This window comes from Streptomyces sp. UF-297 (assembly GCF_058245575.1).
This window is the reverse complement of sequence record NZ_JBSIBZ010000011.1, coordinates 90,178-102,607: the sequence shown is the minus strand read 5'-3', so window position 1 is coordinate 102,607 and position 12,430 is coordinate 90,178. Positions and strand designations below refer to the sequence as shown.

General features: G+C 72.3%; 9 protein-coding genes. 2 read left to right on the top strand and 7 right to left on the bottom strand.

The features are described from left to right. Positions 1–16: 16 nt before the first annotated feature. Complete coding sequence (locus AC4IJH_RS09565) at positions 17–472, top strand: ATP-binding protein (RefSeq protein WP_490851141.1); 456 nt, start codon at positions 17–19, stop codon at positions 470–472. Here AC4IJH_RS09565 and AC4IJH_RS09560 read toward each other — a convergent pair. The 4 genes from AC4IJH_RS09560 to AC4IJH_RS09545 form a co-directional block, all read right to left on the bottom strand. Then, positions 432–1,886 (bottom strand): amino acid permease, encoded by a 1,455-nt coding sequence (locus tag AC4IJH_RS09560; protein ID WP_490851140.1) that lies wholly within the window; start codon positions 1,884–1,886, stop codon positions 432–434. The two genes, AC4IJH_RS09565 and AC4IJH_RS09560, sit on opposite strands and share 41 nt — an antisense overlap. Positions 1,887–1,978: 92 nt before the next feature. After that, the gene (gene argF / locus AC4IJH_RS09555) at positions 1,979–2,983 is read right to left on the bottom strand and encodes an ornithine carbamoyltransferase (protein WP_490851139.1); all 1,005 of its coding nucleotides are present in this window, start codon (positions 2,981–2,983) and stop codon (positions 1,979–1,981) included. A 122-nt stretch (positions 2,984–3,105) separates the two neighbouring features. Continuing rightward, positions 3,106–4,335 carry an arginine deiminase gene (locus AC4IJH_RS09550; RefSeq protein WP_490851138.1) on the bottom strand — a complete coding sequence of 410 codons (1,230 nt, stop codon included), beginning with the start codon at positions 4,333–4,335 and terminating at the stop codon, positions 3,106–3,108. Between the two features lie 207 nt (positions 4,336–4,542). After that, a complete protein-coding gene (locus AC4IJH_RS09545) occupies positions 4,543–5,958 on the bottom strand; it encodes an MFS transporter (RefSeq protein WP_490851137.1) in 1,416 nt (471 codons plus the stop codon). A gap of 72 nt (positions 5,959–6,030) precedes the next feature. Here AC4IJH_RS09545 and AC4IJH_RS09540 point away from each other — a divergent pair, with 72 nt between their 5' ends. Beyond that, positions 6,031–6,996, top strand: a complete 966-nt coding sequence (locus tag AC4IJH_RS09540; RefSeq protein WP_490851136.1) for a GlxA family transcriptional regulator — start codon at positions 6,031–6,033, stop codon at positions 6,994–6,996. A 126-nt stretch (positions 6,997–7,122) separates the two neighbouring features. Here AC4IJH_RS09540 and AC4IJH_RS09535 read toward each other — a convergent pair whose 3' ends face one another. The 3 genes from AC4IJH_RS09535 to AC4IJH_RS09525 all read right to left on the bottom strand — a co-directional run bounded on the left by AC4IJH_RS09535 (position 7,123) and on the right by AC4IJH_RS09525 (position 12,310). Further along, a complete protein-coding gene (locus AC4IJH_RS09535; RefSeq protein WP_490851135.1) occupies positions 7,123–9,708 on the bottom strand; it encodes a polynucleotide kinase-phosphatase in 2,586 nt (861 codons plus the stop codon). Next, the gene (locus tag AC4IJH_RS09530) at positions 9,705–11,264 is read right to left on the bottom strand and encodes a 3' terminal RNA ribose 2'-O-methyltransferase Hen1 (RefSeq protein WP_490851134.1); all 1,560 of its coding nucleotides are present in this window, start codon (positions 11,262–11,264) and stop codon (positions 9,705–9,707) included. Before AC4IJH_RS09530 ends, AC4IJH_RS09535 begins: the two co-directional genes overlap by 4 nt. A gap of 122 nt (positions 11,265–11,386) precedes the next feature. After that, positions 11,387–12,310 carry an LLM class F420-dependent oxidoreductase gene (locus AC4IJH_RS09525; RefSeq protein ID WP_490851133.1) on the bottom strand — a complete coding sequence of 308 codons (924 nt, stop codon included), beginning with the start codon at positions 12,308–12,310 and terminating at the stop codon, positions 11,387–11,389. Positions 12,311–12,430 lie beyond the last annotated feature (120 nt).

Below are 12,430 nucleotides of genomic sequence, written 5' to 3'. Positions count from 1 at the left end.
GAACGGAAACAGCGCCTTGCCGGAACCCTCCACCCTCGCCTCCTGGAGGATCGCCCTGCCGCACACCGCGGTCGCCGTCCCCATCGCCCGCGCCCTGATCCGTACGGCGCTGGCGGACCTCGACGCGCCCCTGGACGGCGCGGCGCCCGCCGACAGCGACACCGCCGAGCTGCTGACCGCCGAGCTGGTCGCCAACGCCGTGGAGCACACCGACGGCCGCTTCCCCATAGAGCTGGTGGTCGAGCTGCTGCCGTCCGGCTGTCAGGTGGAGGTGCACGACCGCGATCCGGTGCCGTTCGAGGGGCTCGGGGAGCGGGTGCCCGAGCAGCGGACCGACCCGTTCCAGGAGGGCGGGCGCGGTCTGCTGCTGATACGGACGCTCAGTTCGGCGGCCGGGTGCCGCCCCACCGAGCACGGCAAGGCTGTGTGGTTCACCCTGCCTTCGGTGCCGGCTCAGCCGCCGCGTCGCTGACCTCCGCGGCGTTCAGGCGGGACCTGCGGCGCCCGTAGAGGCTGTAGACCAGCGCTCCGACGACGAGGAAGGCGCCGAACTGGAGCCAGGTCGCCGGACCGGTGCCGTAGATCAGGTAGAGGCAGAAGGCGATGCCCAGGACGGGGCTGACGGGGAAGAGCGGGACGCGGAAGCGGCGCGGCAGGTCGGGGCGGGTGCGGCGGAGCACCATCACGCTGATGTTGACCACGGCCATGATGGCCAGGGTGCCGATGGTGGTCAGGTTCATCACCACGTCCAGCGGGACGACGGCCGCGGGGATCGCGAAGGCGACGGCGACGATCCAGGTGCCGGCGACCGGCGTGGAGGTACGGGGCGAGATCCGCTCGAAGACGCGGGGGATCAGCCCGTCGCGGGACATCGACATCAGGATGCGGGACTGCCCGTACATCACCGCCAGCACCACCGAGGCGATGGCGACGACCGCGCCGAAGGCGATCACGCCGCCGCCCAGGGCCGAGTCGGTGACCTGGTTGACGATCAGGGAGAGCGCCGCGGGCTTGTCGGCGACCTGGTCGGCGCTGAGGGCGCCGATGGCGGCGAGCGCCACCAGGCAGTACAGGACCGTGACCACACCGATGCAGATCATGATCGCCACGGGGATGTTGCGGCGGGGGTTCTTGACCTCTTCGCCGGCCGTGGTGATCGCGTCGAAGCCGATGTAGGAGAAGAAGGCGACCGAGGCGCCGGAGGTGATCCCGGCGATGCCCTCGGGGGCGAACGGGGTGAGGTTGCCGTCCTGGAAGGCGGTGAAGGCGATGCCGCAGAACAGGATCAGGATCGCGAGCTTCAGGACGGCCATGGCGGCGGTGGCCCGGGCGCTCTCGCGGATGCCGCGTACCAGCAGCAGCGCGGCCAGCAGCATCACCACGACGGCCGGGACGTTGACCACGCCGCCGTCGCCGGGCGGGCTGGACAGGGCGGCGGGCAGCTGCCAGCCGACGAGGGACTGCAGCAGTTCGTTGAGGTACTGGCCCCAGCCGACGGCGACGGCCGAGACCGAGACGCCGTATTCGAGCAGCAGGCACCAGCCCACCAGGAAGGCGGTGCGCTCGCCGAGCGTGGCGTACGCGTAGGAGTAGGAGCTGCCGGAGACCGGTATCGCGCCGCCCAGTTCCGCGAATGCGAACGCGGTGAACACGCAGGTGATGGCGGCGAGTACGAAGGAGACCAGGACGGCGGGACCGGCCTGGCCGACGGTGTCGGACAGGCCGACGAAGATGCCGGTGCCCACGATCGCGCCGACGCCGAAGCACACGAGCTGGAAGAGCCCCATGGTGCGCTTGAGGCCGTGGCCTTCGAGGTCCGCGCCGGATTCGGCGATGAGGAGGTCGGGGGACTTGATGCGCAGTCCGGACGGACCTGACGAGGGCATGGGGTGGTTCTCTTCTCTGGTCTTGCAGGTGGTGCACGAAGTGCAGTCGGTGCGGGTGGAACGGCGGGGTTGGAGAGGGTGGTGCCGGGGTCTCAGCCGGCCAGGGTCGCCACCAGCACCGCCTTGATGGTGTGCATCCGGTTCTCCGCCTCGTCGAAGACGACGGAGTGCTCGGACTCGAAGACCTCGTCGGTGACCTCCAGCGAGGTCAGCCCGTGCCGCGCGTGGATCTCCCGGGCCACGTCCGTGCCCAGGTCGTGGAAGGCCGGCAGGCAGTGCAGGAACTTCACGTCCGGATTGCCGGTGGCCGCCAGCACGTCCATGGTGATGGCGTACGGGCCCAGCAGCGCGATCCGCTCGTCCCACACCTCCTTGGACTCGCCCATGGACACCCACACGTCGGTGGCGACGAAGTCCGCGCCGCGCACGCCCTCGTGCACGTCCTCGGTGAGGAGGATGCGCGCGCCGCTGGCGGCCGCCAGCTCGTGCGCCCTGGCGACGACGGCCTCGTCGGGCCACAGCACCTTGGGCGCCACGATGCGTACGTCCATGCCCAGCAGCGCGCCGGTGATCAGGTAGGAGTTGCCCATGTTGTAGCGGGCGTCGCCCAGGTAGGCGAAGGCGATGTGCTCCAGGGGCGTGCCGGGGGCGTGCTCGGCCATGGTCAGGACGTCGGCGAGCATCTGGGTGGGGTGCCACTGGTCGGTCAGGCCGTTGTAGACGGGGACCCCGGCGTGCGCGGCCAGCTCCTCGACGTTGTCCTGGGCGCTGCCCCGGTACTCGATGGCGTCGAACATCCGGCCGAGCACCCGCGCGGAGTCCTTGACCGACTCCTTGTGGCCGATCTGCGATCCCGCCGGGTCCAGGTACGTGGTGTGGGCCCCCTGGTCAGCGGCGGCGACCTCGAACGCGCAGCGCGTACGGGTCGAGGTCTTCTCGAAGATCAGCGCGATGTTCTTGCCCACGAGCCGGCGTACCTCGGTGCCCGCGCGCTTGGCGGCCTTCAGCTCGGCGGCCAGCGCGATCAGGCTGCAGAACTCCTCGGCGCTGAAGTCCAGCTCCTTGAGGAAGTGGCGGCCCGTGAGGTCTATCGCCATGGGTGGGCTCCTAGGTCGCGGCATACGGGGACGCTGGAAGTGTATACGACGCTATGCATCGCTATACGGCCGGTGGGTGACGGCCGCTTCCCGCGGGGCGCCGCGCCCCCGCCGCAAAAACGTCACGCCCCCACCGCGTCCCGCTCCACCGGGCAGCTCATGCAGCGCGGCCCGCCCCTGCCCCGCCCCAGCTCGCTCCCCGGAATCGTAATGACCTCGATGCCACGGCGGCGAAGGAAGGTGTTGGTGGTGACATTGCGCTCATAGGCGACCACCACCCCCGGCTCCACGGCCAGCACGTTGCAGCCGTCGTCCCACTGCTCGCGCTCGGCGGAGTGCACGTCCTGGGTGGCGGTGAGCACCCGGATCTCGTCCAGGCCCAGCGCCGCCGCCATGGCGCGGTGCATGTGCTCCGGCGGGTGGTCGGTGACCTTCAGCTCGCGCTCGCCCGAGCCCGGTTCGATGGTGTACGAGCGCAGCATGCCCAGGCCCGCGTACTGGGTGAAGGTGTCCCCGTCGACCATCGTCATGACGGTGTCCAGGTGCATGAAGGCCCGCCGCTTGGGCATGTCCAGCGCCACGATCGTGCGCGCCGAGCCCGCCGCGAACAGCCCGCGCGCCAGCATCTCCACGGCCTGCGGCGTGGTGCGCTCGCTCATCCCGATGAGCACCGCGCCGTTGCCGAGGACCAGGACGTCGCCGCCCTCGATGGTGGAGGGGTAGTCGCGCTGGCCCTGCGACCAGACCCGGAAGTCCTCGTGGGTGAAGAGCGGGTGGTGCCGGTAGATCGCCTCGTAGTGCACGGTCTCGCGCTGCCGGGCCGGCCAGCGCATGGCGTTGATGGACACCCCGTCGTACACCCAGGCGGAGGTGTCGCGGGTGAACAGGTGGTTGGGCAGCGGGCCCAGCAGGAAGTCGTCCAGATCCATGACGTGGAAGCGCACCGAGGTCGGCTCGGCGCTCCAGGACAGGAACTCCCGCTTGGTCATGCCGCCGACCAGGGCCTGGACCAGGTCGGGGACGGGCAGTTCGTCGAAGGCGGCGCGCAGGTGGTCGGTGGCCAGCGGCCCGTACTCCTTCTCGTCGAAGACCCGGTCCAGTACGAGCGCACGCGCTTCGGGGACCTCAAGGCTCTCGGCCAGCAGGTCCCCGAAGAGGTGCACTTCCACGCCGCGGTCTCTGAGGACGTCGGCGAAGGCGTCGTGTTCGGCCCTGGCCCGGCGCACCCACAGCACGTCGTCGAAGAGCAGCGCGTCCTTGTTGGTGGGGGTCAGGCGCTTGAGCTCCAGATCGGGGCGGTGCAGGATGACGCGGCGCAGCCGCCCGGCCTCGGAGTCGACATGGAATCCCATCCCCCCATCCTGGCCGGATTCCGGTGAGATCACTCGATGTGTGAGGCGGAGGGGGGCCAAGGGGCCTGATCCGGACAGCGGGACGGGTGGTACGGGAGGGGGCGCGGCGTCACGCGGTCGGCGTCACGGGCCCGGCGTCCCGCGGTCGGCGTTACGGGCCTGACGTCACGCGGTCGGCGTTACGCGGTCGGCGTCACGGCCGCGGCGTCACGGCGCCGGTTTGCGCAGCGCCGCCGCGGCCAGAAGGGCGGCGGCCGCCGTCAGGGCCATCAGGATCCAGCCGGTGTGCAGCGCCCCCGGCGTGGTGCGGTGCCCCACGACCGCCACGAGTACGGCCACGCCCAGCGCCGTACCTCCCTGCCGGGCGACCATCAGCACGCCCGAGCCGAGCGAGAGCCGGCCGGCCGCCAGGCGCCCGGTGGCCGCGAACATCACCGGCTGGAACAGCCCCGTTCCCACTCCGGCGAGGACGAGGCCGGGCAGGTATCCGGCGGCGTAGTCACCGCCGCCCGCGGGCGCCGCCACCAGCCACCACAGGGGGGCCGCGGTGAAGGCCGCCGCCCCCAGCAGCGCCGTCCCCCGCTCCCCCAGGGCCCGTACGGCGCGGCCCGAGACCGCGGAGACCAGCAGGACGGTGAGCGGCCAGAGCGCGATCGCCAGACCCGCATCCTGTGAGGAGAAGTGCCAGACCTCGGTGAACAGCAGCGTGGTGCCCAGCGTCATCGCGGAGTAGGCGACGAAGTAGACCAGCAGGCCCAGGGTCGCGGCGGTGAAGCCGCGGGTGCGGAAGAGGGCGGGCTCCACGACGGGCTCGGCGGCCCGGCGTACGTGGCGTACGCACAGCCCCGCCGCCAGCAGACCGGCCGCCAGGAAGGCGAGTGTGCCCGGCGCCGTGCAGCCCCACTCGGGGGCCTGGACGAAGCCGGTGACCAGAGCGGCGACGGTGAGCAGGACCAGCGCGCTGCCCGGCAGGTCCAGGCTGTGCCGCGGCCCCCGTACCGAACGCGGCAGCAGCAGCCGGCCCACGGCCACCGCGACCAGCACCACCGGCACATTGATCAGGAAGATCCACCGCCAGTCGGAGGCGGCCAGCAGCCCGCCGATCACCGGTCCGGAGCTGGCCGCCACCGCGCTGACCGCGGTCCACACGCCCACCGCCGTGGCCCTCTCCCGGGCCGGGAAGACGGGCAGCGCCAGGGACAGCGAGGTGGGGATCAGTACGGCCGCCGCCACCCCCTGGACGGCTCGGGCCGCGATCAGCACACCGAGGCCGGGGGCCGCCGCGCAGGCCAGCGAGGCCAGCCCGAAGAGCACCATGCCCAGCAGGAAGCAGCGCCGCCGCCCCGCCTCGTCGGCGATCCTCCCGGCCGGTACGAGCAGCGCCGCCAGCACGATCGTGTAGGCGCTGAGCACCCAGGACAGCTGCGAGGAGGGCGGTGAGCCGAAGTCCGCGCCGATGGCCGGATAGGCGATGGTGACCGCGATCAGGTCGAGCACGGCCAGGAACTGGGCGGCCGAGGCGGTGGCCAGGACCAGCCAGCGGCGCGGGTCGGGGGCGGCCCCGGGGGTGGTGCCCGTCGCGGACGCACCGGTCCCCGGGGAGGCCGAAGAAGAGATCGTCATGTCCGTCCAGCTTCGTCGCGCGGCCCGCACCCCACGAGTGGCAGAACCGACAGCACCCGCTACATTCCTGCCATGCCTACCCTCGCCGTCGCGGTCACCGACGCGATGCCCTTCTTCGAAGTCGCCGTCCCCTGCCACATCTTCGGCAGCGACCGGCCCGGCACCCCCGAGGGCTGGTACGACCTGCGGGTCTGTGCCATCGGCACCGAGGACGGCACATCGGCCCGCTCCCGCTCCTGGTTCCGCACCGACACCGCTTACGGCGCAAAGGAGTTGGTCGCCGCCGACACCGTGGTCGTACCGGCGTCGGCGGATGTGCACGGCGATCCGCCGCCGGAGCTGGTCCAGGCGCTGCGCGCGGCCCACCGCAGGGGCGCGCGGCTGGTGTCACTGTGTTCGGGCGCCTTCACGCTCGCCGCGACCGGCCTGCTGGACGGGCGCCGGGCCGCGACGCACTGGATGTACGCCGCGCTGCTCGCCGAGCGCCATCCGGCCGTGGAAGTGGACCCCTCGGTCCTGTACGTCGACCACGGCGATGTGCTGACCGGCGCCGGTTCGACCGCGTCCATCGATGTGTGTCTGCATCTGGTGCGCGAGGACTTCGGCACCGAGGCGGCCAACACCCTCTCCCGGCAGCTGGTCGCGCCCGCGCACCGGCCCGGAGGCCAGGCCCAGTACATCCAGGCGCCGGTCCCGGCCCGTACGGACACCTCCCTGTCGCCGCTGCTGCACTGGGCGCGCGAACACCTGGAGGAGCCGCTGACCGTCGCCGGCCTGGCCCGCAGGGCGCACACCAGCCCGCGCACCCTGGCCCGCCGCTTCCACGCCGCCACCGGCACCACCCCCTTGCAGTGGCTGCAGGCCCAACGCATCGCCCGCGCACGGGAGTTGCTGGAGGGCGGCGATCTGCCGATGGACCGGGTGGCGCAGCTGTGCGGCCTGGGCACGGCCGCCAATCTGCGCCGCCACTTCACCCGCGCGGTGGGCGTACCGCCGGTCGACTACCGGCGGTCCTACCGCGCCGCGCGGGCCGGGTGAGCCCTGGAGGGTGCCGAAGGCAGGTGAACTCCCGTGCCCTGTAAGGGGCGCGGGGGACTGAGCGACCAGCCCCCACCGGCCTGCGGATACCTGACCGCCCCTCCAGCAGAGCGCAGCGCCCCGGCCTCACAGCCGCGGGTCCACCGGCTCCGACTCCAGGGCCAGTACGGCGAAGACCGCCTCGTGCACCCGCCACAGCGGCTCGTCCCCGGCCAGCCGGTCCAGCGCCTCCAGGCCCAGCGCGTACTCGCGCAGCGCCAGGGAGCGCTTGTGGCCCAGGTGGCGCACCCGCAGCCGCTTCAGGTTCTCGGGCCGGGTGTACTCCGGGCCGTAGATGATCCGCAGGTACTCGCGGCCGCGGCACTTGATGCCGGGCTGTACGAGCCGCCGCTCACCGGTGGTCACCAGCGCCTGCAGCGGCTTGACGACCATGCCCTCGCCGCCGTCGGCCGTCAGGTCCAGCCACCACTTCACGCCGGCCGCGACGGACGCCTCGTCCCCGGTGTCCACGACCAGGCGGCCGGTGCGCTGCAGCAGCCCGCCGGCGTCGTGCTCCACCAGGCGGTCCAGCCAGGCCAGCTGGCGGTCGTGCGGCACGGTCGCCAGGTTCTTGCCCGCCGCCGCGAGCACCTGGAACGGCGCCAGGCGCACGCCCTCCAGACCCTCGACCGGCCAGCAGTAGCGGCGGTAGGCGTCGGTGAACGCCGCGGCGTCCGCGGCCCGTTCGCGCTGGCGGCCCAGCAGCTCCGTGACGTCCACGCCGCGCGCCGAGGCCGACTCCAGCGCGGCCAGCGCGCCGGGCAGCACCGCGCCGGACGCGGCACCCACGGCGGCGTACTGCTGCCGCAGCAGACCGGCGGCCTTGAGCGACCAGGGCATCAACTCGGCGTCCAGCAGCAGCCAGTCGGTGTCCAGCTCGTCCCACAGCCCGGCGCCCTCGACGCTCGCGCGCAGCCGCGCCAGGATCTGCTCGGTCGTCTGCGTATCGTCGAAGAACGGGCGGCCGGTACGGGTGTAGAGCGCGCCGGTGACACCGGGCGCCGCCCCGAACCGCTCGGCCGCGGCCTGGGCGTCACGGCACACCAGCACCACCGCCCGCGAGCCCATGTGCTTCTCCTCGCACACCACCTCGCGCACCCCCTCCGCCCGGTAGGCGGCGAAGGCCTCGACGGGGTGCTCCAGGTAGCCCTCCTCCTGGGAGGTGGCGGTGGGCGCCATCGTCGGCGGGAGGTAGGGCAGCATCCGCGGGTCGACCGCGAAGCGGCTCATCACCTCCAGCGCGGCCGCGGCGTTCTCCTCCTTGACCGCGATCCGGCCCATGTGCCGGGTCTCCACGACCCGCTTGCCGTGCACGTCCTTCAGGTCCAGCGGGCGCCCGTCCGCGCCGCCCGGCGCCTCGCTGAGCAGCGGCTTGGCGGGCTCGTACCAGACCTGCTCGGCCGGTACGTCCACCAGCTCGCGCTCGGGCCAGCGCAGCGCGGTCATCTTCCCGCCGAACACACAGCCGGTGTCCAGGCAGATGGTGTTGTTGAGCCAGCCCGCACGCGGGGTCGGCGTGTGGCCGTAGACGACGGCGGCGCGGCCGCGGTAGTCCTCGGCCCACGGGTAGCGCACCGGCAGCCCGAACTCGTCGGTCTCGCCGGTGGTGTCGCCGTACAGCGCGAAGGACCGCACCCGGCCCGACGTACGGCCGTGGTACTTCTCCGGCAGCCCGGCGTGGCACACCACCAGCGCGCCGCCGTCCAGGACGTAATGACTGACCAGCGACCTGATGAACTCCGCTGCCCGCGACCGGAATTCGGGGTCGGCAGCTTCCTCGCGCTCCAGCTGCTCGATGGTCTCGGCCAGCCCGTGGGTGTGCTGGACGTTGCGGCCGCTCAGGTAGCGGCCGAGCTTGTTCTCGTGGTTGCCCGGCACGCACAGCGCGTGGCCCGCCGCGACCATGCCCATCACCAGGCGCAGCACGCCGGGGCTGTCCGGGCCGCGGTCCACCAGGTCGCCGACGAAGACCGCCGTACGGCCCTGGGGGTGGACGGCGTCCACGGCGCGGCCCAGCGCGTCCCGCTCGATGGCGTACCCCAGCTCGGCCAGCAGCGTCTCCAGCTCGGAGCGGCAGCCGTGGATGTCGCCGACGATGTCGAAGGGGCCGGTGAGGTGGCGCAGGTCGTTGAAGCGGCGCTCGGTGACGACCTCGGCGGCCTCGACCTGCTCCGCGCCGCGCAGGATGTGCACCTTGCGGAAGCCCTCGCGCTCCAAGTGCCGCAGGGAGCGCCGCAGTTCGCGCTGGTGGCGCTGGATGACGCGGCGCGGCAGCCCGGCCCGGTCGGCGCGCCGGGCGTTTCGCTCGGCGCACACCTCCTCGGGGACGTCCAGCACGATCGCGACCGGCAGCACATCGTGCTCGCGGGCCAGCCGTACCAGCTGCCCGCGCGACTCGGACTGCACGCTCGTGGCGTCGATGACGGTGCGCCGCCCGGCCGCCAGGCGCTTGCCCGCGATGAAGTGCAGCACCTCGAAGGCGTCCTTGGTGGCGGCCTGGTCGTTCTCGTCGTCGCTGACCAGCCCGCGGCAGAAGTCGGAGGAGATGACCTCGGTGGGCTTGAAGTGCCGGGCGGCGAAGGTGGACTTGCCCGATCCGGTGGCGCCGATCAGCACCACCAGGCAAAGGTCGGGCACGGCCAGGGCGCGCCCGGTGGTCGGGTGCTCGGTCATGCCACGGCCTCCTTTTCCGTCGTGTTTTCTGTCGTGTCTGTCGTGTCTGTCGTGTCTGTCGTGTCTGTCGTGGTGGTGCCGGTGACGGCGGCGTGGCTCGCGCTGTCCGTGGCGGACGCGGCGCCGATACGGAACACGGCCATCTGGGTCGGCGCCCCCACCTCGGGGTCCTCCGGTCCCACCGGCGCGAACTCCACGGCGTACCCGTGCCGTTCGGCCACCTGCCGCGCCCAGTCGCCGAACTCCTGCCGCGTCCACTCGAACCGGTGGTCGCGGTGGCGCACCTGCCCCGCGGGCAGCGACTCCCAGCGCACGTTGTACTCGACGTTCGGCGTGGTCACCACGACCGTGGCGGGCCGGGCCGCGCCGAAGACCGCGTACTCCAGCGCCGGCAGCCTCGGCAGGTCGACGTGCTCGATCACCTCGCTGAGCACCGCCGCGTCGTAGCCGGTGAGCCGGGCGTCGGTGTACGCCAGCGAACCCTGCAGCAGCCGCACCCGCTGCGACTGCCGCTCGGGCATCCGCTCCAGCCGCAGCCGGCGCCGCGCCTCGTGCAGCGCCCGCATCGACACGTCCACCCCGACGATGTCGGTAAACTGCCGCTCCTTGAGCAGCGCGCCCACCAACTGGCCCGGCCCGCAGCCCAGATCGAGCACCCGGGCCGCACCGGCGGAGCGCAGCACCTCCAGGATCGCCTCGCGCCGCCGCACCGCCAGCGGCACCGGGCGCTCCTCGGTGTCCGCCTCCTCGTCGACGGCGTTGTCCAGCTCCTCGGCCTCCACGTCGTCCGCCTCCGCCAGCCGCGCCAGCTCCAGGCGCTCCAGCGCCGTGCGCGTCAGCGACCAGCGGCGCGCCAGGTAGCGCCCCGCGATCAGCTTCTGCTCGGGGTGGCTCTCCAGCCAGCCCTGCCCGGCCCGCAGCAGCTTGTCGACCTCGTCGGGCGCGACCCAGTAGTGCTTGGCGTCGTCCAGCACCGGCAGCAGGACGTACAGGTGCCGCAGCGCCTGCGACAGCCGCAGCTCCCCTTCCAGTACGAGGCGTACGTAGCGCGAGTCGCCCCACTCGGGGAACTGCTCGTCCAGCGCCACCGGCTCGGCGGACACCGTCCAGCCCAGCGGCTCGAAGAGGCGGCGCACCAGCTCCGCGCCGCCGCGCGCGGGCAGCGCCGGGACCTCGATGCGCAGCGGCAGCGGCTGCCCCGGCAGCTCGGGGCGGGCCGTGCACTGCCCCTTCATGGCGGTGGCGAAGACGCTGCCGATCGCGACGGCCAGCAGTGAAGAGGCCGCGTAGGGGCGGTCGTTGACGTACTGGGCCAGCGTCGAGTCCGGTGCGCCACCGCGGCCCTTGCCGCGGCCGCGGCGGACCAGCACGACGGGGTCAACCTCCAGCAGCAGGGCGGCCGTGCAGCGCTCGTCGTCCGCCTCGGGGTACACCACATGCGCGGTGCCGTGGGACGTGGAGAACCGTTGCGACTTGTCGGGATGCTTGTGCAGCAGGAATCCGAGGTCGGTCGCGGGACGGTCGGTGCTGCCAGTTGTACTGATGGTCAGGAACACGCGTTTGAGTATTGCCCGACCTGCCCCCTTTTTCCCAACCAGTTTTCCGCGCCCGCCGTACGCGCGGTACGTACGGCGGGCGCGGGGCGCGGGGCGAGGTGCAGGGCGGCGCCCCTCCCGGCTCAGCTCAGCTGCGACTGCACCTGCGAGGCGATCAGCTCCAGGTGGTCGAGATCATCCAGGTCCAGGATCTGCAGGTACACCCGGGACGCCCCGATGTCCGCGTACTTCCCGATCTTGTCGACGACCTCGGCGGGCGAACCGGCCAGCCCGTTGGCCTTCAGCTCCTCCACCTCGCGGCCGATCGCCGCGGCCCGCCGCGCCACCTCGGCGTCGTCCTTGCCCACGCAGACCACCAGCGCGTTGGAGTACACCAGGTCGTCCCCCTTGCGCCCGGCGGTCTCCGCGGCCGCCCGCACCCGCCCGAACTGCCGCTCGCTGTCCTCGATCGAGGCGAAGGGGATGTTGAACTCATCGGCGAACCGCGCTGCCAGCCGCGGGGTACGCGTCGCACCGTGGCCACCGATGAGCACCGGCAGCTTGCGCTGAGCGGGCTTGGGCAGCGCGGGCGACTTCTCCAACTGGTAGTACGTGCCGTCGAAGCTGAACTCCTGGCCGACCTCGGTGGCCCACAGCCCCGTGACGATCGCCAACTGCTCCTCCAGGCGCGCGAACTTCTCCTTGGGGAAGGGGATGCCGTACGCCCGGTGCTCCTCCTCGAACCAGCCCGCGCCCAGACCGAGTTCCACCCGGCCGCCCGACATCTGGTCCACCTGGGCCACCTGGATGGCCAGCACGCCGGGCAGCCGGAAGGTGCCCGCCGTCATCAGCGTCCCCAGGCGGATGCGCTTGGTCTCCCGGGCCAGCCCGGCCAGGGTGATCCAGGCGTCCGTGGGGCCGGGCAGCCCGTCGGCGTTGCCCATGCGCAGATAGTGGTCGGAACGGAAGAAAGCGTCGAAGCCGAGGTCCTCGGTGGCCTTGGCGACGGTGAGCAGGGTGTCGTACGAAGCGCCTTGCTGGGGCTCGGTGAAGATACGGAGATCCATGCCCCCATCCTGCACTCTCGAACGCACGTCAATCGTTAGCCCCCGCCCTCGGTTGGAGTTCCACCGTCGGGTGAATATCCGTCAACACTGCTGGTCGCTCGCGCGCGGGCCAGTGACTCT

Coding starts and splice junctions, on each gene's coding strand:
- AC4IJH_RS09540 (WP_490851136.1), top strand. CDS start 6,031: ATGCCTACCCTCGCCGTCGCGGTCACCGACGCGATGCCCTTCTTCGAA.
- AC4IJH_RS09545 (WP_490851137.1), bottom strand. CDS start 5,958: ATGACGATCTCTTCTTCGGCCTCCCCGGGGACCGGTGCGTCCGCGACG.
- AC4IJH_RS09560 (WP_490851140.1), bottom strand. CDS start 1,886: ATGCCCTCGTCAGGTCCGTCCGGACTGCGCATCAAGTCCCCCGACCTC.
- AC4IJH_RS09525 (WP_490851133.1), bottom strand. CDS start 12,310: ATGGATCTCCGTATCTTCACCGAGCCCCAGCAAGGCGCTTCGTACGAC.
- AC4IJH_RS09535 (WP_490851135.1), bottom strand. CDS start 9,708: ATGACCGAGCACCCGACCACCGGGCGCGCCCTGGCCGTGCCCGACCTT.
- AC4IJH_RS09550 (WP_490851138.1), bottom strand. CDS start 4,335: ATGGGATTCCATGTCGACTCCGAGGCCGGGCGGCTGCGCCGCGTCATC.
- argF (WP_490851139.1), bottom strand. CDS start 2,983: ATGGCGATAGACCTCACGGGCCGCCACTTCCTCAAGGAGCTGGACTTC.